General features: G+C 61.7%; 18 protein-coding genes. 13 read left to right on the top strand and 5 right to left on the bottom strand.

The window, feature by feature from the left end; genetic code table 11:
* On the bottom strand, positions 1–1,110 hold the full coding sequence (locus tag R8871_RS16950; protein ID WP_175051791.1) for a polyamine ABC transporter substrate-binding protein: 1,110 nt from the start codon (positions 1,108–1,110) through the stop codon (positions 1–3).
* Between the two features lie 55 nt (positions 1,111–1,165).
* On the bottom strand, positions 1,166–2,152 hold the full coding sequence (gene speB, locus R8871_RS16945) for an agmatinase (protein WP_175051482.1): 987 nt from the start codon (positions 2,150–2,152) through the stop codon (positions 1,166–1,168).
* Positions 2,153–2,369: 217 nt separating this feature from the next.
* On the opposite strand from speB, the gene R8871_RS16940 reads away from it, so the two are divergent.
* The 3 genes from R8871_RS16940 to R8871_RS16930 all read left to right on the top strand — a co-directional run bounded on the left by R8871_RS16940 (position 2,370) and on the right by R8871_RS16930 (position 5,334).
* Complete coding sequence (locus R8871_RS16940) at positions 2,370–3,230, top strand: LysR substrate-binding domain-containing protein (protein ID WP_175051481.1); 861 nt, start codon at positions 2,370–2,372, stop codon at positions 3,228–3,230.
* Between the two features lie 83 nt (positions 3,231–3,313).
* Positions 3,314–4,210, top strand: coding sequence for an AraC family transcriptional regulator (locus R8871_RS16935; protein ID WP_407673163.1), 897 nt, complete (start codon positions 3,314–3,316; stop codon positions 4,208–4,210).
* A gap of 2 nt (positions 4,211–4,212) precedes the next feature.
* Positions 4,213–5,334 (top strand): alpha/beta hydrolase family protein, encoded by a 1,122-nt coding sequence (locus R8871_RS16930; RefSeq protein WP_175051480.1) that lies wholly within the window; start codon positions 4,213–4,215, stop codon positions 5,332–5,334.
* Between the two features lie 6 nt (positions 5,335–5,340).
* Here R8871_RS16930 and R8871_RS16925 read toward each other — a convergent pair whose 3' ends face one another.
* The gene (locus R8871_RS16925) at positions 5,341–6,834 is read right to left on the bottom strand and encodes an MDR family MFS transporter (protein WP_175051479.1); all 1,494 of its coding nucleotides are present in this window, start codon (positions 6,832–6,834) and stop codon (positions 5,341–5,343) included.
* 238 nt (positions 6,835–7,072) lie between these two features.
* Between R8871_RS16925 and R8871_RS16920 the strand changes: the two genes are divergently transcribed.
* The 5 genes from R8871_RS16920 (at position 7,073) to R8871_RS16900 (ending at position 10,905) form a co-directional block, all read left to right on the top strand.
* The gene (locus tag R8871_RS16920; RefSeq protein WP_169490214.1) at positions 7,073–7,333 is read left to right on the top strand and encodes a DUF1488 family protein; all 261 of its coding nucleotides are present in this window, start codon (positions 7,073–7,075) and stop codon (positions 7,331–7,333) included.
* Between the two features lie 183 nt (positions 7,334–7,516).
* The gene (locus tag R8871_RS16915) at positions 7,517–8,020 is read left to right on the top strand and encodes a lipocalin-like domain-containing protein (protein ID WP_175051478.1); all 504 of its coding nucleotides are present in this window, start codon (positions 7,517–7,519) and stop codon (positions 8,018–8,020) included.
* A 219-nt stretch (positions 8,021–8,239) separates the two neighbouring features.
* Positions 8,240–8,875: a carbonic anhydrase gene (locus R8871_RS16910; protein WP_175051477.1), complete on the top strand. Its 636-nt coding sequence runs from the start codon at positions 8,240–8,242 to the stop codon at positions 8,873–8,875.
* Positions 8,876–9,063: 188 nt separating this feature from the next.
* On the top strand, positions 9,064–9,747 hold the full coding sequence (locus R8871_RS16905; protein ID WP_175051476.1) for a type 1 glutamine amidotransferase domain-containing protein: 684 nt from the start codon (positions 9,064–9,066) through the stop codon (positions 9,745–9,747).
* A gap of 42 nt (positions 9,748–9,789) precedes the next feature.
* A complete protein-coding gene (locus R8871_RS16900) occupies positions 9,790–10,905 on the top strand; it encodes an alkene reductase (protein ID WP_175051475.1) in 1,116 nt (371 codons plus the stop codon).
* A 116-nt stretch (positions 10,906–11,021) separates the two neighbouring features.
* Here R8871_RS16900 and treA read toward each other — a convergent pair whose 3' ends face one another.
* Entirely contained in the window at positions 11,022–12,689 is a 1,668-nt protein-coding gene (treA, locus tag R8871_RS16895) for an alpha,alpha-trehalase TreA (RefSeq protein WP_175051474.1), read from the bottom strand.
* Positions 12,690–12,922: 233 nt separating this feature from the next.
* On the bottom strand, positions 12,923–15,229 hold the full coding sequence (locus R8871_RS16890; protein WP_246287604.1) for a PA14 domain-containing protein: 2,307 nt from the start codon (positions 15,227–15,229) through the stop codon (positions 12,923–12,925).
* Positions 15,230–15,576: 347 nt separating this feature from the next.
* On the opposite strand from R8871_RS16890, the gene R8871_RS16885 reads away from it, so the two are divergent.
* From R8871_RS16885 to R8871_RS16865, 5 genes are all read left to right on the top strand, one after another.
* A complete protein-coding gene (locus tag R8871_RS16885) occupies positions 15,577–16,476 on the top strand; it encodes a DMT family transporter (RefSeq protein WP_175051473.1) in 900 nt (299 codons plus the stop codon).
* 349 nt (positions 16,477–16,825) lie between these two features.
* The gene (locus tag R8871_RS16880) at positions 16,826–17,806 is read left to right on the top strand and encodes a DUF4148 domain-containing protein (RefSeq protein ID WP_175051472.1); all 981 of its coding nucleotides are present in this window, start codon (positions 16,826–16,828) and stop codon (positions 17,804–17,806) included.
* A 481-nt stretch (positions 17,807–18,287) separates the two neighbouring features.
* The gene (locus R8871_RS16875) at positions 18,288–19,433 is read left to right on the top strand and encodes a porin (RefSeq protein ID WP_175051471.1); all 1,146 of its coding nucleotides are present in this window, start codon (positions 18,288–18,290) and stop codon (positions 19,431–19,433) included.
* 292 nt (positions 19,434–19,725) lie between these two features.
* Positions 19,726–20,880: an epoxide hydrolase family protein gene (locus R8871_RS16870; RefSeq protein ID WP_175051470.1), complete on the top strand. Its 1,155-nt coding sequence runs from the start codon at positions 19,726–19,728 to the stop codon at positions 20,878–20,880.
* Positions 20,881–21,206: 326 nt separating this feature from the next.
* Positions 21,207–22,562, top strand: a complete 1,356-nt coding sequence (locus R8871_RS16865) for a sigma-54 dependent transcriptional regulator (RefSeq protein WP_175051788.1) — start codon at positions 21,207–21,209, stop codon at positions 22,560–22,562.
* The last annotated feature ends 154 nt before the right edge of the window (positions 22,563–22,716 follow it).

Raw genomic sequence — 22,716 nt, 5'->3', positions numbered from 1 at the left:
TTATCCGCCAGTCTTCAACTGTGCCCATAGCCTGCCCTCCAGGCGTTTGATCTGGGCAGGCAAGGGCTTGAGCAGAAACAAGGTTTTCAGCACGGACTCAGGCGGATACACAGTCGGATCGTTGAGAATTTCCGGTCGCACGAATTTGCGTGCGGCGGCGTCTGCATTCGGATAGAACACCGCATTGGTGATCCCGGCATGAACCTCCGGGCGCTCGATGTAGTTGATCCAGTCGAGCGCCGCCTCCGGATGCGGCGCATCTTTGGGGATCGCCATCATGTCGAACCACACCGGCGCCCCGCCTTGAGGAATGAAGTATTTGACCTCGTAGCTCTTGTTGGCCTCGCGCGCGCGATGGCTCGCCATCGACACGTCGCCCGACCAGCTCAACGCGAAACAGATGTCGTCGCCGGCGAGATCGTTGATATAACTCGTCGCATTGAACTGCGTGACGTACGGACGGATTTTCTTCAGCGCGTCGTACGCGGCCTGGTAGTCGGCCGGATTCACGCTGTTCGGATCGCGGCCGAGATAGTGCAGCGTGACCGCGAACACATCGGTTGGCGCATCGAGTATCGACACACCGCAACTCTTCAGCTTGCTCAGATATTCGGGCTTGAAGAGGATGTCCCAGTTGTCGAGCGGCGCATCGTTGCCGAGAATCTTTTTGACCCGCGTGACGTTGTAGCCGAACCCCGTGGTGCCCCATGCCCACGGCACCGCGTACTGATTGCCGGGGTCCGCATCGGCGACCAGCTTGAGCAGACTGCGGTCGAGATTCACCAGGTTCGGCAGTTTCGATTTGTCGAGCTTCTGGTAGATGCCGGCTTCGATCTGCTTGGCGAGAAAGTTTGAGGTCGGCACCACGACGTCGTAGCCGGTCGAACCCGTCAGCAGTTTTGCCTGCAAGGTTTCGTCGCCGTCGTAGACATCGTATTGCACATGAATGCCGGACTCCTTCTCGAAGTTCGGCACGGTGTCTTTCGCGATGTAGTCGGCCCAGTTGTACAGATTGAGCTGCTTTTCGTCGGCGTGCGCGGCGGTGCCGAACGCGCAGAGCGCGCAGAACAACGGCGCTGCGAGCAGCGGCGCGGCCGGCCTCGGCTTCATGAAGGTGTGGGGCATGATGGTCGTCCAGAGAGGGTTCAACAAAGCGGTCGCGGCCTTACATACGCTGATGGCGTTGCAGCTTCTGATTGCGCATCAGGCACAGCATGTCGGCGGCAAGATGGGCCGCGGCGAGCGCGGTGACGTCGCTGTGGTCGTAGGGCGGCGACACTTCCACCACGTCCGCGCCGATCAGATTCACCGCGCCCAGCGCGCGAACGATTTCCAGCGCCTGTGCCGAGCTCAGGCCGCCCGCCACCGGCGTGCCCGTACCGGGCGCGAAAGCCGGATCGAGACAGTCGATGTCGAAGGTGAGGTAGGTGGGCGCATCGCCGACAATCGACAGCACTTCGTCGATGGTTGCCTGTGTGCCATTGCGATGGACCCACGGCGCGTCGAGAATGCGCACGCCCATGAAATCCTCGTTCCAGGTGCGAATGCCGATCTGCACCGAGCGCGCCGGATCGATCAGCCCCTCACGGATCGCCTTGTAGAACATCGTGCCGTGATTGAGCGAATCGGGGTTGTCGTCCGGCCACGTGTCGCAATGCGCGTCGAAGTGGATCAGGCTCAACGGTTTGCCGTACTTTTCAGCGTGCGCGACCAGCAGCGGGTAGGTGATGTAGTGGTCGCCGCCGAGTGTCAGCATGCGGGTGCCCGTGGCGAGAATCTCGCGAGCGTGGGCGATGATCGCGTCGCGAATGCCGAGCGGGTTGTGGGCGTCGAACCAGCAGTCGCCGTAGTCGACCACGTTCAGATGATCGAAAGGGTCGATACCCCACGGAAACGCGCCCAGTTCGGCCAGTTGCACCGAGGCTGCGCGCATACCCGCCGGGCCGAAGCGCGTGCCGGGCCGGAAGGTGGTCGCGAGATCGAGCGGAATGCCCGATACGGCGACGTCGACGCCGGTGAGATCGCGTGTGTAGGGGCGGCGCATGAAAGACAGCACGCCTGCGTAGGTGGGCGGATGAGGTTGGCCGGCCACGTCAGTGCTCGCGGCAGGCGTGGTCGAGGCGGGGTGCAAAGCGGTCAGATTCAGGGTCATACACGTCGATCCGGTCAGTTTCGATAAGCGCCGTCACACAAATATTTCTCATGTCTGCGGAAACAGCATGCGGTGTGTGTAGGGCAACTGGCGCTATCATTGCGAGGCAATATTCCGGCGAAAAGCGAAGAATCTTGCTGGAAGTATCGATATTTTTAATATCTGTCCGTGCCCACGACCCTGGCGACCGATGCGTAGACTTCCCCCTCTGCAGGCCTTGCTCGCTTTCGACGCCGCCGCGCGCCTCGGCAGCTTCACGCGCGCGGCGCAAGAACTCGCGCTGACCCAGTCGGCGATCAGCCATCAGATCCAGCAACTCGAGGAGTGGGCAGGCGTCCCGCTGTTCCGGCGGATCGGGCGCGGCGTGGCGCTGACGGCTGCCGGCGCGCTGTTCGCGCAGACCGTGACGTCGGCGATGACAACCCTCGCGGATGGGCGCGATCGCATCGAGCCCTATGGCAACCCCGACTCGGTGATCATCTATTGCGCGCCGCAGTTTGCGACGGGCTGGATCATGCCGCGCATGCCGGCGTTTTCGGAGGCCATGCCGAACATCGAGATCTGGCTCGTCACCGGGGACGAGGTCAACGAGATCGATCGCGTCGATGTCGACCTGATCGTTTCCGCGAAGGAGATCCGCACGCCCGAAGTGATCTGCGAGCCTTTGCTTGACGAGGAGGCGGTCGCCATCTGCGGACCGGTGACCGCGCGCCGTCTGCGTTCAATGCCCTTTCCCGAGGTGTTGACGCAGGCGCCTTTGCTGGTGCTGGAGCAGCGTCCGGAATGGGCGCCGTGGTTGCCTGAGCTAAGGCGCGGCGGTTTGCGCACGCGGCGCGCGATGACGGTCGACGACCCCCGCATCCTTGTGGCGGCAGCCGAGCAGGAAGCGGGCATCGCGATGGTGTCCCGGCTCACCGCCGGCGACGCGTTGACGAGCGGGCGGGTCGAGGTCTTGCCGCAGGTGCCGGGCTTCGCACTCGCGCCGCTGTGGCTGATGCGCTCCGCCCAGCCGGCGCGTTCCGCTGCGGTGGATGCGGTTTATGCGTGGATGGTGAGGCTCTGCCGGGATGGTGGTTGAGGCGCGTCTCACGCGCGCAGCACCCCGGAAAATATCGCAAGCTCTGCACCATCTTCCGTCATTGAGGCAGCTATCCTAGCGCGATGATGAAGCCCAGCACCGAACGCGATTACCGTCGACGGATTGCCCGCGTAATCGAGGCGATCCTGGTGGAGCCCGGCGCGCCGCACACGCTCGAGAGCCTTGCCGCGGTGGCGCATCTGTCGCCATATCACTTCCATCGCATCTATCGCGCATTGACCGGCGAGAGCGTGGTCGAGACCGTGCAACGCCTGCGGCTCGCTCAGGCCGCGCAAAGGCTTACCGATGCTGCGGCGCTGGTCACCACCGTCGCGCACGACGCCGGTTACAACAGTCCACAGGCCTTTGCACGCGCGTTTCGCGGTTTCACCGGGGTTACGCCGAGTGAATTCAAGGCGCGGCAGAAACGCCTCGCCGCGCCGTCCAAGGCGCGCCGCACAAGTGAGCTATGCGAGGCCGCCGCGACTGAAAGCCGGATGTCGGTTTTGCCTGCCGTCGAACTCGCCGAGATCGCACCGATCGATCTCATGTGCCTTCGCCACGATGGCCCCATCGCGACAATCGGGCAGACCTACCGGTCGCTGATGGACATGCTGCGCTGCGAAGGGAATTCGGCGAAGGGGCAACGCGTTGGCCTCTGTATGCACGATCCCGCGCTAAGCGGTGGCTTCCAGTATTACGCCGGCATCGTCGCCAAGTCTCCTAGCGTGCCGCGAACGGTGGAGGGCGAGGCAATCGAGGCGGTGCGCGTGGAGGGCGGCCTGTATGCGGTCCATAGGCTGATCGGTCCGTATGCGTTGATCGCGCCGACCTTCCGGGCTCTCTACGGTGGCTGGCTGCCGCAAAGCGGCTATGCGCACGACGACCGTCCGGGGCTCGAGGTGTACCGGAACCTCATGGTTGCCGGATTGCAGCACGCCTGCGTCACGGATCTGATGATCCCCATTCGCAAGGACTGAACATGTTTCGTCGTTACTGCGCCGCCTTCGCAAGCGCGGCTGCGTTGTGGTCGGCGGCGGTTGCCGCGCCGGCAGATCAGACCTTGCATGTGGGCGAGGCGACGCGTGTCTTTCATCCTGCTGTGGCGCGTTATTGGCGTGGGGCCCAGACGCAGGCGCTTGTGACGACCATCTGGTATCCGGCCGATCTGACAAACCCGGAAGTCACGCATGACATTGGCGCGCACGATCGTCCGTTTTTCCACGGACATCCTGCTGCTGTCGATGCGCCTCTGTCGAGCGCGCGCGCAAAATATCCTCTGCTCGTACTCTCACACGGCACCGGCGGCACGGCGGACAGTCTCGACTGGCTGGCATCGGCGCTCGCGGCCGAAGGCTATATCGTCGCCGGTACCAACCATCCAGGTAACAACGCATTCGAGCCGATGACCCTCGACGGCTTCATGCTCTGGTGGGAACGCGCCACGGACGCAAGCGAGGTGCTCGATGGCGTGCTTGCCGACCCGATGCTGGGTCCGCATGTCGACCGGGACCGGATCGGCGCGGTGGGTTTCTCGCTCGGTGGATACACGGTGCTTGAACTGGCGGGCGCGCGCACCAATCTGGCGGCGTTCGAGCGCTTCTGCGCGTCACCGCAGGCCGATGCCATCTGTCATCCGCCGGAAGCCGCCAGGATCCATGAGGACCCAGGCGCGCCTGCCTTGACGCTCGCCACGCTTTCTCCTGAGACGAAGGCGTCACGAGCACGCGCCGGCAACTCGTATCGCGACCCGCGCATCAAGGCAGTCTTTGCGATCGCGCCGGCCTTGGGCGAGGCGTTCGATAGCACTTCGTTTGCCGACGTCAGCATCCCCGTGTCATTACTCGCAGGCGAGGCCGATGTGACCGCGCCGGTGGATACCAACATCCACCGCATCGCGGGTTTTATGCCGAAGGCAAAGGTCACGATGGTGCCGGGCGCGGCGCACTACACCTTTCTCGATACCTGCTTGCCCGCAGGCTTCGAACGTCTTGCGACCATCTGCAAGGACAATCCGGGCGTGGATCGCGACGCGATCCACGCGCAGACGGCCCAACGGGCGATCGATTTCTTCGCAGTCACGTTGCCTGCCGGCGGCACGTAGCGGAGCTCAGTCCTCAAGCGGCGACAACGCTTCAAGTGGCACCTGCTTCGCCGGCCCGATGTTGATCGCCGGCACGAAGCCCAGCAGCACGACCACAAAAATCGCAATCGCGAAGATCGAGATAAAGGTCAGGTGCAGCGATTGATGCAGCACCATGCGGATCATGTCGCTATCGGCAAGACTCGCTACCTGATTCTGCAACAGTGCCTTCAGTTGATCGGACGTGACCACGGCGACGTCCTTCGAGTGACTGAGCCCGAAGTTGAGCACCGCGCCAAATAACGTCGCGCCCAGTGTGCTGCCAAGATTGCGCGAAAAGAGATTCGATGCGGTGGCGCTCCCGCGCTCGTCCATCTTGACGATCTCCTGGATCAGCACCAGCGAACTGACGCTCGACGTGCCCATGCCGAAACCCATGATGAGCGAGCCGAACGCCGCGATGAGCGGCGAGCCGCCAGGCTGCAGGAACAGCAACAGCACCGCGCCGATCGGGATAAACGCGCTGCCGCCGATCAGAATGCGCCGCAAGCCGATCCGGTGAAACGTTTTTGCCGCGAGCGTCGCGCCTGCGGGCCAGCCCACCATCATCATCGTGAGCGCAAGGCCGGCGACCACCGGCGAGCGGTGCAGCACGCCCTGAACGTACATCGGCAGGAAGGTGGTGGAGCCCATCAGGATCATGCCGGACAGCACGGTTGCTGCATTGCACGCGGCAATCGGCCGGCGGCTCCAGAGCGCGAAGGATATCATCGGCTCAGTTGCGCGGCGTTCCTGAAACACGAACAACAGCAGGCACAGCGTGAACGCGCCACCGGAAAGCAATGCCTTGGCGATGTCGTCGTCGCCTGCATAAGTCAGCGCCATCATCAGCGCCGCGATCGCCGCCATGAACAGCGCCGCGCCCGCGAAGTCGATCGACGGACGCGCATGCCGTTCCGATTCGCGCAGGAACGCGATGAAGCCGGCTGCCGAGGCAAGACCGATCGGCACGTTCATCCAGAAGATCCATGCCCACGACAGGTTGTGAATGATGAAGCCGCCGACCATCGGGCCGACCACCGCTGAAATGGCCCATACGCTGGCGAGATAGCCTTGCACCTTGCCGCGTTCGCGCGCCGGATAGAGATCGGCGACGACGGTCAGCGTGACCGGCTGGATCGCACCCGCGCCGACGCCCTGGATCAGACGGAACACGATCATGGCCGGCATCGACCATGCGAAGCCGGCCAGCACCGAGCCGAGCAGAAAGATGGCGATGCCGGCGAGTATGACCGGCTTGCGCCCATACAGATCGGCAAGCTTGCCGAACACCACGGTCATCGCGGTTTGCGTCAGCAGGAACGACGAAAAGACCCAGCTATACAGATGCAGATCGCCGAGTTGAGCGACGATCTGCGGCATGGCGGTGGAAACGATGGTGGCTTCGATGGCGACCATCGCCATTGATGCCATGACTGCGGCAATGACTAAGGGACGCGACGATTGCGGGCTGCGGGACATGGGGCGGGTAGTATTAGGATGTTGGAGGCGTCTGATGGCGTGACAGGTGGCAGGCATGCCGCGACGCAAAAGCGCGGCCGCACGAAGGCGGCCGATGTCGAGTATGCACCTTGCGGAGAATGTGTGCTGAACACGCTCGGCGATGGTCAGGCTTAAGCGGTTTTGATCCGGCTTCAAAGCCTCAGCCTGGCACAGCCTTTGCGCGTTCACCGCTACTTTCGCCAAATGGAGGGTCATTATGAGGATCGAATTCACCGGACGCCGTGAAGTGGTGGCAGCGGCGCGCGTAGCCTTCGAAGCTAATGTCGATGGGGCTGACGTCTGGTGCAGCGTGTCGCTGGATGCGCTGAACGACCATTTCGGCAACGAGGGCCCGTCGGCCCACAATCTGGTCGGTACCTTCGAGGCCAATCGCGCGCGGATTGAAAATGCTACGCGGCGGGTCCTCGAAAAAAACGGGGGACAATCCGTGGAGCTAGAAACCGGGGATTTTAATTGAGGCCTGAACGTCCCAGGCCCTGACCTGGGAGGGCGGTCCGGCATCTGCGCGCCGGGCCTGCTCCGATAGCTTTTCACCCGCAAACCACCTACGCTTCAAAGCACTCGATCCAATCCGCACTAGCGAAGCGCAATGGATTCGTCTGACCTCACGTCTCACGTCCTCGCGCGCGTGGAGAGTGTCATGAAATCAACTTGCCAGGTTCTCGCCGTCATCGTGATCGCGCTTGCAGCATGGTGCGCGCCAGTGCGAAGCGCTTTTGCTCAAGCCGCGGACAGCCTCGTGGGGTCGTGGTCGCTTGTCTCGCTGACGGTGGCGAGGAGCGGCAACGAAGTGGAATTGCTCGGTCCGCATCCGCAAGGGCAACTCATCTTCGGCAATGACGGCCGTTACGTGTTGCTCGTGCTGAGTTCCGACCTGCCGAAGTTCGCTTCTGGTGACAGGCAGCAAAGCACGCCGGAAGAAAACGCGAAGATCGCGCGCGGCAACGTCGCGCATTTCGGCACGTATAGCGTGGACCCGGCGGCGCGGATTATCGCCTTTCATATTCAGAAGAGCACGTTTCCGAACTGGGACGCGGATGTTCAGCAACGGCCATTTACGCTCGACGGTGACCGGCTGACGTACATCACGCCCGGCGCCTTCGGCTATGGATCGTCGAAAGTGGTGTGGCAACGAATCAGATAGCGTGCCTTGCCCGCAATCACAGCGATAATCTGGACTGCCCCGATGTGCATGAGCAATGCCATCGAGTACGACACAATCAATTGCAACGCCGTCAGGTACATGAACGTGAGCTACGGCTTTTTTATGTGCTGCGGTATAGTCGCGCCAACCGATCGCAGACACGCCTTGAACCTTGCCGCACACTGGGCAGGGTGAGGCTTTGACTATCCGGAGAATGTCGTGCAGGAAATCATAGAAGGGCTCATCCGCTTTCAACGCGAGGTCTTCCCGCAGCAAAGCGCATTGTTCAAACGCTTATCGGTCGCGCAAAGTCCGCGCACGCTGTTCGTGACCTGCTCGGACAGCCGTGTCGTTCCCGAGCTATTGACTCAGGTGGAACCCGGTGCGCTGTTCGTGATCCGCAACGCGGGCAACATCGTGCCGTCTTACGGTCCGGAGCCGGGCGGCGTATCGGCTACCGTCGAATATGCGGTGGCGGTGCTGGGTGTGCGGGATATCGTGATTTGCGGTCACTCCAACTGCGGGGCGATGACGGCGATCTGCACGTGCACGAACCTCGACCATCTGCCGGCCGTGGCGGGTTGGCTCCGTCACGCCGACGCGGCGAAAGCGATCAACGCATCGCGAACGTATGCGTCGGATGCAGAGCGGCTCGACGCGCTGGTCAAAGATAATGTGATGGCGCAACTCGCGAACATTCGCACGCATCCGTCAGTGGCTGTGGGCCTCACGAACAAATCGTTGCGACTGCACGGCTGGATCTTCAATATCGAAAGCGGCGTGATGCTCGCACTCGATGGGCGCACAGGAGAGTTTTTGCCGTTGGCGGACAACACTGAAATTTACGCTGTCTAGCCGCGCACGGCTGTCCCACGAAGAGCGGGTGCGGTAAGCCGGAAACATCTTCGGCGTTCCAGATAGCCGCCTATACTGCCAGAGCGCCTGGAGCCGGCGGCATCGCTCCAGCCTGTGTTGCAACACGCGCCTCTAACGCCGCTCGATGGCCCGGTGCAACGCGAATTGAATCTGCTCGCGAGGTTGCCATGAAGATTCTGGTGGTACTGACTTCACATGACCAGCTCGGCAATACAGGCCGGAAAACCGGCTTCTGGCTCGAGGAGTTTGCCGCGCCGTATTACGTGTTCAAGGATGCAGGCGTCGAGATGACGCTCGCTTCGCCCAAAGGCGGCCAGCCGCCGCTCGATCCGAAGAGCGACGACCCCGATGCGCAGACCGACGCGACCCGGCGATTCAAAAAGGATCCGGACGCACAAGCCGCGCTGGCGAGTACCGTGAAGCTTTCAACCGTGTCGGCTGCGGACTATGACGCGGTGTTCTATCCGGGTGGTCACGGTCCGCTATGGGATCTCGCCGAAGACACACATTCCATTGCCCTGATCGACGCGCTCTATGCCGCCGGAAAGCCCGTCGCCGCGGTATGCCATGCGCCGGGTGTGCTACGCCATGCAAAGGGCCCGGACGGGACGCCACTCGTGCGCGATAAGCCTGTCACCGGTTTTACCAACTCCGAAGAAGCGGCGGTAGGTCTGACCGACGTCGTGCCTTTCCTCGTTGAAGACGTGTTGAAGAAGAGCGGGGGTCGGTATTCGAAGGGGCCGGATTGGCAGTCGCATGTTGTGGTCGCGGGCAATCTGATTACGGGGCAGAACCCGGCGTCGTCCGAAGCCGCGGCTAAAGCGTTGCTCTCGAAACTCGGCGTGACGTGAAAGGCCGGCGAAACTCGATTGGATCTTTTTCAAGGAGCCGTCATGTCTACCGAATCCGCGCACATCGATAGTTACCTGTTCGAACCGGTCGCGCTCGGGCCGCTGCAGTTGCCCAATCGCATCGTGATGGCGCCGCTGACGCGCAGTCGCGCGAAGGAAGCCGACGTGCCGAGCGAACTGGCCATCGAGTATTACGCGCAACGTGCAACGGCCGGTCTCATCATCGCCGAGGCGACGCAGATTTCGCCGCAAGGCAAGGGCTATGTGTTCACGCCTGGTATTTATGACGACGCTCAGGTGCAGGCGTGGAAACTTATTACCGATGCCGTGCATGCGAAGGGCGGCCATATCTACCTGCAACTGTGGCATGTGGGCCGTATTTCTCATCCGTCGCTGCAGCCGGGTAATGCGTTGCCCGTAGCGCCTTCTGCGATCAAACCTGAAGGCCAGGCCTACACCGACGAAGGCTTCGTGCCGCTCGTCACGCCGCGCGCACTTGAAACCTCGGAAATGCCGGGCATCGTTGACCAATATCGTCTGGCCGCGCACAACGCGAAGGCCGCCGGTTTCGATGGTGTGGAAATCCATGCGGCAAACGGCTATCTGCTCGATCAGTTTCTGCGCGACAGGACCAATCAACGAACCGATCAATATGGCGGCTCGATTGAGAATCGCGCGCGCCTGTTGCTGGAAGTGGCCGATGCCGTGACGGAGGTCTGGGGCGGTGAGCACGTCGGTGTGCGTATTTCTCCGCTCAGCAGCTTCGGCGATATCGCCGACAGCGATCCCGAACCCCTTTTTACCTATGTGGTGAAGCAACTCAATGCCCGCAAGCTCGTCTACCTGCATGTCATCGAAGGCGACACGGGCGGCACGCGTGACGTCGAGGGCGGCTTTGATCTGCAGGTGTTACGCCAGGCATTCGATGGATTGTTCATGGCGAACAATGGCTATGACAGGGAGCTCGCGCAGAAGACGCTCAAGGCAAAACGGGCGGATCTGATCGCGTTTGGCCGGCCTTTTATTTCGAATCCGGATCTGGTCGAGCGGCTCCGGGTCGGCGCGGCGCTGAACGAGCCGGATCAGAGCACGATGTACGGCGGTGGCGCAGAAGGCTACACCGATTACCCGACACTGGACGAAGACGCGATGCGCTGAGTGGACTCACGCTTCGTCACGCAACGAATCATAAGGCCGATTTCGTAATTCGCACTTGCGCGCACACGCCGCTATGAGCGACGTGTGCGCCTTTCTGTATTGCTACACCATGCCGGTCAGTCGCCCGGGCTATACAGATCGAGTAGCTTGAGCGTCACGCCGTTGGTCCATCCAAAGCCGTCCTGCAGCGGATATTCGCCACCTCCGCCACCGCCGGTGCCCGCGCCTTCCACCACGTACTTTTCGACCAGCTTGTTTTCCGACGCGTAAACGCCTTTCACGTCAGCCAGAAAGCGCGTGCCGATCTGCTGCGCAAGCGCATCCTGACCATAGCGCTTCAGGCCTTCGATCGCGACCCAGTGCAAAGGCGCCCAGCCGTTCGGCGCATCCCATTGCTGCGTGGTGTTGTAGGTGGTCGTCGCAAGGCCGCCCGGCTGCAGCAGGACGGACTGCACCTGCTGAGCCGTCTTCTGCGCGCGATCCGGCCACGCCGCACCGACCCACAACGGAAACACCATCGCCGCAGTCTTGTTGTCGCGCGGCTTCGCAAGCGTCCAGTCGTAATCGCCGTAGTAGCCCTTGGCGTTCCACAAGTACCGGTTGATGCCGAGCGCCCGTTTGGCGGCGCGCTCAGCGAACTCGCCGACACAACGGAAATCGCGCGTCTCGCCGCAGCCTTTCGCAATGGTGATTTCAAGGTGGAACATGAGGCTGTTCAGATCGACCGGGATGATCGACGTGGTGCGCACCGTCGCGAGCGTCATGTTGTCGCCGAACCAGCGGGAGCTGAAATCCCAGCCGCTCTCGGCGGTCGCCCGCAATTCGCGGTAGACGTCGTTCGGATTGCGGCCCGTTGCCTGCTGGGCGGTCTGAATGTCCTCCAGATAGGACTCGTCACGCGGCGTATCGAGTTCATCCCAGTAGCGGTTGAGCACCGTGCGATCCGGCATCACGACGACGTTGCGGGTTGCCTGACCGGGCTGCGTCGAGCTTTCTCCCTGCATCCAGTACGCGTACTCCTTGCGCAGGGCAGGCAAATACTTCTGATAGACGCTGCGGCCTTCAACTTTCGCCGCGAGTGCCACCATGTACGAGAAGAACGGCGGCTGGGAACGGTCGAGATAGTAGGTCCGGTTGCCGTTGGGGATATGGCCGAACGTATCGATCTCATAGGCGAAGTTGTCGAGCATGTTGTCGACGAGATCCTCATGCCCCGACTCCTGCAAGCCTAGCATCGTGAAGTACGTGTCCCAGTAGTAGCCCTCGCGGAAGCGGCCGCCAGGCACCACGTATGGCTTCGGTAACGGGATCAGCGAACTGTTTGCCGGCGCGCTCGTCGTGGTGCGGGTGAGGGCAGGCCACAGCCAGTTGATGTGCTCGCGCAGCGTCTGATTCGCGGGCGGCGTGATGACGGGTTCACTCGGCGGCGTGAAGTACTGGTTGACGAAGTTCGCCAGCGAAAAACCGGGATTGTTCTTCTGCTGTTCGTACAGTTGCACGATCGCGGCAGGATCGGCGTTCGGCGTTGCGTCGACGAAAGTCTTCTGATCCGGATAGATCTGCGCGGTTTGCACGGCTACGAAAAGATCGCCGTATAGCTTGTCGGGAGCGGGGGGAAGGGTGCCGCCGACCTGGGTGTCGGCGTGACACACGCCGCTGAGACTGGTGAGGAAAACGAAGCTGGAAACGGCGCCTGCTTTTCTTAAGCTGGCAGCGCCCAACGGCGGGGCGAATGACAGACGGGGGGCGAGGCCGATGCGGCGCAATTGCGATGACACAATCATGTCTCCTCCTGAGGAATGGACAACAGGATTGGTCTGCCTCGCGCCCGTGTTCTTCTCGTGATTGCCGTGGCGCGGCTAGCATCGCACAAAACGGAGGGTGGTTCAAACTATGCGCGAGGAATGCGCCGAGGTGCGCTGCGCAAGCCGATGGCTTACGGCTATGACCAAGCGCCCGGCAGCTTGCGTGCTGCCGGGCGCTTAATCAAGCCTTCTCAAGCCACTTCAAGCCTCCGTCAGTTCGACGTCACAAGCGAATCCGACGGCACGATTCTCAGTGCCCCGGGGCCCTGCGCTGCCGGGCTCGACCACGACAGATGCATGCTGGCCGGACCCGTGCCGTGCACGTACTCCACCTTGATCGCGGCGCGCTGCTTCGCGTTGAGCCAGGTCGTGCCGCTCACGGTGGCGAGCGTCGAGGTCTTCTTGTTGATGACCTGCACCCCATTGATCCACAGACGCGCAACGTTGTCGCTATTGATCGAGAACGTGTAGAGCCCGGTTCTGGCGGCCTCTATCGCGCCGGTCCATCGCACGCCATAACCGGTCGCGTTGACGCCAGCGGAGGCGTCAGGCGAATCGGTGCCGCGTTCGGTGTTCAGGTCGAAGTCGATCAACGGCGCAATCGATGTCTTGACCGGCGCGCTGCTGAAGGTCGGATCGTTGTAGTAACCGACCTGCAGCACCGGCAGCTTCACATCGAATCCACCCGTCAATGCCTGAGTCTCCGACGTCTGCCACGGGTGACCGTCCGGATAGATCGTCCCCTGGAAGGGCGTTGCCGGTTCGACGGTGGCAGGCGCGCTCGGCACCTGGCCCCAGTGGAAGCGCGTATTGGTGCGACCGATCATCAGTTCCCACACGATGAAGCCCGTCGTGCCGCCGTAGTTCGACACAATGCCCGGCATCGTCTGCCCCGTTGTGCCGGGGAAGCCACGCTGCAGCGTTTCGGAATTCAGCGCGCTGACATTGCTGCCGTTCACCGGACCCGTGTACGGGTTGTTGTACGGATGGAATGCATAGAAGTCCGAGAAATACGTGCCTTCGTCTTCCTGCACCTGCGGCGAATTGATCGGCTGCGTCGCACCCGCATTCAGAATTGCGATGCGCGCGTCGTTCATCATCACGGCGCGTGTTTGCTGTAAGGAGCCGTTGCCGCTGCAGCCCGGTTCGTTCATCGGCTCCCAGAAAATGATGCGCGGGTCGTTGCGGTGCGGCGCGACGAAGTCGGTGATGTAGCTCGCGAGACTCGCCTTGTACGTGGTGCCGGCATTAGCCGCCGTCGGCTGGAAATACGCCTGCTCGACCGGTGTGCCCGGCGACTGCACCCACTGGCTGTTATGCACGCCCCAGACCGGCGCGGGCTGCGGACCATACGCGGGCGTCGGGTTCCAGCAGTCGTCGTAGAAGATCGGCGAGACCTTGATGCCATGCCGCGCGGCGATCTTCAGCAGGTTCTCGAACTTGCTCAGGAATGCGACGCGATCGTTCGCCCACACGAGGTAGTGCAGATACACGGCAATCGTGTTCATACCGTACGTTTGCGCGTAGGTCAGCTCACGATTGACGATCTCGGGATCGTAGTTCTCCCAGAAGTCGATCGCATTCACCGCGTTGGACGGCGTGTAGACCGCACCGACAACCTTGGAGAAATCGAAGCTGGGCGACGTAACGGTCGGATACGTGTGGATCGTGATGTTGCTGAAGGTCGCGCCGACGCCGAATCGCCGCAGCCCGAAGCTGCCCGACTGGAAGGCCACCGGGAGCGCGTTGGTGGCGTCGTTGACGCTGATTACGCGCTGCTGGTCGAAATCGACGGTGATGGCCGTGCCGCTCGTTGTGACCTTCAGGTGGTGCGTGCTGCCGCCCACGATCGAGCTCATCGGATACGCGATGAAGTTCGTCCAGTTGTTGTTTTCGCGGCCGACCTGCAACACGTGCGAGCCGGTGTCGAGGCCGATGTAGTAGCCGGTCAGGCTATCGGGGCCGCCGGCGGTGGGGTTTGTCGTGCGCACGATAAAGCCTGCGTTAGCGGCGCCGTTCCCGACGGGCGCACTCACCGTCACATCCGCTTCATAAGACGCCGTGGCGTAGGTGCTTGCGAGCGCAACGGTTTTGTCGCCGGCGCCCGTGCCGTTGGTGGCCGGTGGGGCAATCGTGATGGTCGAGCTGCTCGTGCCGGGCTGCCAGCCTTGTGTCGATCCGGGCGCGAGGTAGCTCGTGAAGTCGCCGAAGTTGAGCGTCGTCGTGGAAACCGGGGTGGGCGGCGGTGGCGGAGTGTACGGCGGAAGGTTGAGGGTGGGGTCGGCGATCACGAGCGGCGGTGTCGTCGTTTTCATCCCCAATGGAATGGTCTTCGCGGCCCTGAATTCGGCTTCGACGTTGGCGGTGTCCGCGAGAGCCGCCGCCGACGCTGCCGATGCCGCTGCGGAATCGACTGCCGCGATCTGCTTGTTCGCTGACGCGGTCGCGCCCGGTGAACCGTCATTGCCGCCGCACGCGCCCAACATGGCGAGCGCCGCTAGCACAAAGTAATTGCGCACCTGTATCTCCTGATGTCCCCGCTTAATTGATGGTCATAATTATTATTAAATCTGCATAGGGCCGTAGAAAGCTCGTCTTGGCCCTATGGATACGGAAATCGATATGAATAATATTATTAGTTGACGAGACCTGTATCGGTACTTACCCGGAATGGCGAAAACGAAGGGCAGGGTGTGAGGCGGGGACGCGGGCCCACCTGGCGGTGCGGATGCGGAATGGGTGAGCGCAGTTTTTCCAGTCGATCGCGCGAGGCGCAGCAGGCATAATCCGTTCTCCGATTACGCCTCCCTTTCACCGGAGGCGGAACCTAAGCGACGCGCTGCTTCGCGCGTTCCCAGGAAAACTCATGCCGCCCATCACCGCCGTCCGGAGTGCCGGCGTGCCGCTGCGTAGCGTCGCGCTGATTCTTGTTTCGATGTTCTGCTTCGCCGTCGTCGATGCCCTTGCGAAATCCGTGGCGCTCGCCTATCCGGCCAATGAAGTGACGTTCTTCCGGATGCTGTTCGGCCTGTTGCCCGCGGTGGCGGTTTGCTTGCGCGGCAAGCCGCTGATCGAGCGTTTCAGGCAGATGGATGTGCGTGGACAGACCTTGCGCGCGTTGACGTTGCTCGGCGCGTCGGGGCTGTTCTTTGCCGGGCTGCCCTATGTGCCGCTCAGCGAAGCGGTGGCGATCGTGTACTCGGAGACCTTGCTGGTGATCGTGCTGGCACCGCTGCTTCTGAAGGAAACGCTCAAGCCGCGCGATGCGCTTGCCGCTGCGGTCGGTTTTGTCGGCGTGCTGTTCGTGGTACGTCCGGACGGTTCACATTCGAACTGGCTCGGTCCGGTGTTGCTGATTTCGAGCGCGTTTTTCGGTGCTTTGTCGATCATTCAGATCAAGCGGATTCGCGCCACCGACGATTCGGGCACCACGGTGCTGTACTTCACGATGATCGGCACGATCGTCACGGGCGCATCGCTCTATTTTGCGTGGCGCGCGCCTTCGATCGAAGCACTCGGGGTGATGGCGCTGCTCGGTGGGTTTGCCACGGCAGGCCAGTTGCTGATGACGATGGCATTTCGACAGGCCGACGCCGGCGCGCTCGCGCCGTATAACTACACGAGCATCGTGTGGGCTGCACTGTTCGGCTACATCGTGTGGGGCGAGACGATCGGCAGCATGTCGCTGTTCGGCATTGCGCTGATTGTCGGCAGCTCGATTGCGGTCGCCGTGCGCGGCAAGCAGACTGAAGGTCCGCTCGTATAGGCGCGCGCCGCCTTTGTCGAATTCAAACGGCGGATTAAAACCCACCTTCATTGCTTCGCAGTTCAAACAATCGTCCTAGGAAAGCGTGGTCAGTAAGCTGGCTTTTTCGGACAACACACCCTGCATGCGCGGACTAATCGACGTTTGGCGACTATAAATGGTGGATAGCACGCATCCAGTTTGCACTCTTATTCGTACGTGACTGCACCGGCCCGAATTCGCGGTCGTTGCGGCGGCATCGATTGATTCGCTGCGAACCCTCTGATGAATTCGGGCCCGTTTGCGTTGAGGCAAACGCGGGGCAAGCACGCGGCAAACGCGTATGTCCACGATTTGAGAGGGAGACGTCATGGTTGTCGAACCCAGGAAGATAGTTCTCACGAGCCTCTTGGTCGGCGCGGTTGCGATCGCGGCTTATATTTCGCAGTCGGACAAAGGCTGGCTGCCGACGGACGAACTCGGCCTGGAGCGCGACAATGCATCTCACGCCACACGCGGCGACACGATAACGGGCTCAGTAAGTTCCGGGCCGGTCGTTGCACGCAGCGATTCGGCGGCGGCAATCGCAGGGGATCTGCAGGCGGCGCGCAAAAGTCTACAGCGCAACGATCTTGTTTCCGCGCAGGCACAACTGGACGCGGTGCGTTCAGCACATCGGGACGACGATCAGGTTCTTGCGCTGCAAAGAGAAGTCGAAGCACGCGCGAAGCAGACGCAGCACGCGCTCGCCGTTGTGCATGGGGATAGGCCGACGCAGCACGGGGCGAAATCGGCGCTATCTTCGGCGACGTCTTCCGGGAAAACAAGCCGCTCGCACGAAAGCTACGTAGCGACGCGCGAACATTCGAACCGTGCGTCTTCCCGCTACTCGACGACCCAACATCCTCCCGAAACCGCAGTAGCTGCCGTTAGCGCGGGTAGCCTGCTGAGCGGGAAAACGGGTGGCGTTGGCACACCTGTTGGTGCGGGTTCGGTGTCATCTGTTCCGGCGGAGGTGAAGGTGCGCTCCAACGTAACCAGCGTAACCAGCGTGCCTGCCGTGTCAGCGCCGATACGGCTGATACAGCCAACAGAGCCGACTGAGCCGATATCAGCGCCACCAGGCCCGCAAGCCCAGCAAACCCCGCAAGTCATACCGACGCCATCGGCACCTCAGCTCGCGTCCTCTGCCGGCACGCTGGTTAAATCGACGAGCGGGCCAAAAACCCGCGCAGAAGTCCGTGCGGAAATCGCCCGCGCTCGCGCCGACGGCAGCCTTCCCGCGTTCGGCAATCCGGACCCGGCAGGACCCGGCGGCGCACCGAGCATGACGGTCGTGCCGCGCCCCTGAAACTGCGCAGACGGCCAGCTAGCGCAGCGATGCAGCGAGCCGGGCAGAACGGAGTTTCTCCAGGCAATGCGATTTCTGCGTGGCTTTTAAAACTAACAATAACTATTTTCAATTATCGCAATAATGGATTGAATTGCTTTGTTTTCCTATCAAGATATTCCAATTAATTTCCATTTGAATTAATTGGAATTATAAATCGACCATGATTCGTTGTTGGCAGAGATTTGCCATGCTATTCTGCGTCGGCTTGATTCTCCGAGAGAAGCATTAAATCAGGCACTTGGGGCGTACTCGCGAGAGGAGTACGCCCCATTTCGTTTTTTGGCGGCAGATCGGCCATTACATGAAATGATCGGCAATCTGAAGAATTAGCGGCGTCGCATAAACACAACGTCGTAATTAACTGAAAAACAGTCTTGTGATTAGTGAGATATTCTCGGCCGCTCGATAGCATCCGCTATTCGAATCAGGAGAGAAATCCATGAATAAATTCGTATTGTCGGGCCTCTCGCTCGCACTCATCGGCGCCGCGGGTGCCGCCCACGCGCAAAGCTCGGTCACCCTGTACGGTTTGATCGATACGGGCCTCACCTACACCAGCAATTCGGGCGGCAGCAGCAACTTTCAGCAAGCTAGCGGCATGCTGAACGGCAACCGCTGGGGCCTGCGCGGTTCGGAAGATCTGGGTAACGGTCTGAAAGCGATTTTCGTGCTGGAAAACGGCTTTAATCTGTCGAACGGCAAGCTGGGACAGAACAGCCGTGAGTTCGGGCGTCAGGCCTTCGTCGGTCTGTCGAGCGACCAGTTCGGCTCGGTCACGCTGGGTCGCCAGTACGACAGCCTGGTCGACTATCTCGCCCCGCTCGCGCTGAACGGCACGCAATACGGCGGCACGCTCGCCTCGCACCCGTACGACAACGACAACCTGAACAACTCCGTGCGTATCAACAACTCGGTGAAGTTCCAGAGTGTCAACTACGGCGGCTTCAAGTTCGGTGCGTTGTACGGCTTCTCGAACGCAGCGGGCAGCTTCGCGGATAGCCGTGCCTACAGCGTCGGCACGTCGTACGCATTCGGCGGCCTGAAATTCGCTGCAGGCTACCTGCAACTGAACGGCGGCGGCTCGACGACCAACACGAGCGGCGCCGTGGCAAGCGGCGATTCCACGTTCAACGCGGGCCTTCAGCGCACCTATGGCGCCGGTGTGAACTATTCGTTCGGCGCGGCCAACGTCGGCCTCGTGTTCACGCAGACGCAACTGCACAACGCAACGTCGATCGGATCGTCGGCGTCGGGCACGACGAGCGGATTCGCGCTGACCAGCGGCAGCGCGCGCTTCACGAACTACGAAGTGAACGCACGTTACGCATTCACGCCGGCATGGACGGTGTCGGGCGCGTACACGTTCACCGATGCACGTCTGAACGGCGCGAGCCCGAAGTATCAACAGCTTACGTTGCAGACCGACTACGCGTTGTCCAAGCGTACCGACGTGTATGTTGAAGCGGCATATCAGCATGTCGGCAGTGTGGGTGACTCGGGCATCACGGCGGATATCGTCGGTGTGAGCCGCTCGGCGACCGATTCGCAAGTGGTCGGCACGGTGGGTATCCGTCACCGCTTCTAAGCGGCTGGTGTAGGCAGTAAGCTGAAAAAAAGCCCGCATTTCGCGGGCTTTTTTGTTTGCCGTAGAGCCACAGGGGCTGCGACCATGATGGTCTTGGTCACGGTCTTAGCCGCGTCAAACGAGAATCGCGTTCATTGTGTACCATGCAGATTGCTCCGTGCTTGCCGTGGGCTTCGTGCGCTCCGTGCGCTTCATGCGCGCTTCGCACCTTGGCCCCTGCTGGATTGCCGTGAACAGCGCTATCGAATCCGAAGCGCCTGTTATCCCCACACCCTGTGCCGGATGAACTGACATGCAGATAGAGCCGTTTCAGATTGCCGTGCCTGACGCTGACATAGACGATCTTCGCCGGCGGATCCACGCGACACGTTGGGCACCGGCGACGCCGTCGCCTGCCTGGCAGCAGGGCGCCGACTCCACCTGGCTGCGCGAGCTTGCGCAGTACTGGGCCGAGCGTTTCGATTGGCGCGAGGCTGAGCGCAAGTTGAATCTGCAGCCGCAATTCCTCGCCGAGGTCGACGGCCAGCGCGTGCACTTCGTGCATCGGCGTGGTGTCGGTCCTACGACTTATCCGCTCGTGATCACGCATGGCTGGCCGGGATCGTTTTTCGAGTTCCACGCGCTGCTCGACCGCTTATGCGACCCGGCCGCGTTCGGCTGTGATCCCGCCGATGCGTTCGACGTCGTCGCTCCATCGCTGCCCGGTTTTGGTTTCTCGCAGGCTCCGGCGGAGCCCGGTACTTCGGCGTTTCAGGTGGCGGATTTGTGGGCTTCGCTGATGCGTGGTCTCGGTTATGAGCACTTTGGGGCCCAGGGCGGCGATCTGGGCGCCGGTGTCTCGATCGCGCTCGCGGCACGGCATCACGAGCATGTCGACGGCATTCATCTCAACTTCCTGCCAAGTTCATACGAGCCCGCGAGCGGTGCCGCGCAAACACCGCTTACGCCCGCGGAAGAAGCCTATCTGCGCGAGAAGAACGATTGGGTCGCCCTGGAGGGCGGCTATGCTCATATGCACGCCACGAAACCGCAAACCGCGGCGGCGTCGCTGAACGATTCGCCGGTGGGCCTCGCGGCATGGATCGGTGAGAAGTTTCGCGCGTGGAGCGATTGCGACGGCGATATCGAGCGGGTGTTTTCGAAAGACGAGTTGCTCACCAACATTTCGCTCTACTGGCACACGCAGAGTATCGGCACGTCGATGCAGATGTATTGGGAAAACCGTCTGCAGCCGATGCGCTTCGCTGAGGGGCAACGCGTCGTGCCGCCGGTGGGCTTCGCACGTTTCCCGAAGGAGATCAATCACCCGCCGCGCACGTGGCTCGAACGGACCTTCGACGTCGTGCAATGGACCGATATGCCGGGCGGTGGCCATTTCGCCGCGATGGAAAAGCCTGATCTGCTCGCTGCCGAGATTCGCAAGTTTTTCAGGAAGTTTAGGCGCTAGGCCGATAGCGACGGTAGCGACTCCGATACGCCGCGCGGTGCGCTTGCGAACTTAATATTCAAATAAGGTCAGGACCCACCACGGCGACCGTGCAGCCGCGTATGATCGACGGTCGTTGTCGCATCCGTTTTTTCGTCAGCCGACGTCTGCAGCGCCGCCGGCTCGCCGAAACCCGATGCACCATCAAATGGCAGCTCCCGGTACGCGCCTGATTCGCGAGGACAGGCATCCGCGGCCATGGAGCAACAAGAACAATGTCGCGCGAGGGGCCTGGCCACACCAGGTTTCAGAGCAGGCCTGGCGGGAAAACAAAAACAATGCAGAAAATGAAGGCCATCAAGCGGCGTGTCATCTACTTCACGCGCGATCCTTCGCCGGCGCTATTGGCGAGCTTCGAGGAGCGCGATTGGGACGTTGACGTCATCGGCTCGGTTCGTGACGTGCGCCAGGCCGTGGATGACGGCTCGCTGGCGGCCGGGCTGGCCGATCTGTCGAGCGTGTTCGATCCCGCTGACATCGCCGCGCTGGAAGCCTGCCTCGCGATGCCGAACATCGGCTGGGTCGCGATGACCGCAGCGCCGGAACTCGATGACGCCGTCATCCGCAGGCTGGTGCGCGACTACTGCTTCGATTACGTGACGCTGCCCACCGCGAACGCCAGAGTGATCGATACGGTAGGCCATGCCTGCGGCATGATCTCGCTCGGCGAACCGGTGTTCGTGGATACGTCTACCGCAGAAGACGAGATGATCGGCACCTGCGACGCCATGCTCGCGTTATTCCGCTCGATTCGCAAAGTGGCCGCAAACGATGCACCCGTTTTTGTCTCCGGTGAATCGGGTACGGGCAAGGAGCTGACAGCGGCGGCGATTCACGCGCACTCGCCGCGCCGCAATGCGCCGTTCGTCGCCATCAACTGCGGTGCGATTCCGCCGCACCTGTTGCAGTCCGAGTTGTTCGGCTACGAGCGCGGCGCCTTCACAGGGGCGAATCAACGCAGAATAGGGCGCGTCGAAGCCGCTCACGGCGGCACGGTGTTTCTCGATGAGATCGGCGATCTGCCGTTCGAAAGTCAGGCGAGCCTGCTGCGCTTCCTGCAGGAAAGCACCATCGACCGCCTGGGCGGCAACGGTTCGATCGATGTCGACGTGCGCATCATCTCCGCCACGCACGTCGATATGGAGGCCGCGATCGAAGACGGACGCTTCCGTGCCGACCTGTATCACCGCTTGTGCGTACTGAGAATCGACGAGCCGCCGCTTCGCGCACGCGGCAAGGACATCGAACTGCTCGCGCTGTACACACTGGATCGCTACAGGAAAGATGCGAGCCGCCGGTTATATGGTTTTTCTCCCGATGCGATCGCGGCGATGCATCAGTATGACTGGCCCGGCAACGTGCGGGAATTGATCAACCGGGTTCGTCGCGCCATTGTGATGTCGGAGGGGCGCACGATTACCGCGGACGATCTCGAACTGGCGAGTTACGTTGCGACCGCGCCCTTGACGCTTGCACAGGCACGTGAGACAGCGGAGCGGCAGGCCATCGAACTCGCGCTGCTGCGCCATCGCGGGCGGCCCGGCGACGCCGCGCGCGAGCTCAGCATTTCACGCGCGACGTTGTACCGTTTGCTTGGCGCGCATGGCATGCGATACGGGGAAGACAGCGCCGCTGAAATGTGACATCTGACGCAAAGATTGCGTACGGCAGTCAGGTAACTTGTTCACTCGAATGTTAAAGCGCCGGATATTTTGGCGTACTTTCGACCGGCCGAAAGCCGATTGACGGCAGCCGCGTTGCGTCTTGCTGACTCTTGCTGAGTTTTGGCGGAAAGGC

It is taken from the genome of Paraburkholderia sediminicola, from assembly GCF_902859805.1.
Taxonomy (GTDB): domain Bacteria; phylum Pseudomonadota; class Gammaproteobacteria; order Burkholderiales; family Burkholderiaceae; genus Paraburkholderia; species Paraburkholderia sediminicola.
The sequence above is the reverse complement of the archived record's forward strand: the minus strand, read 5'-3'. Positions and strand labels throughout refer to the sequence as shown.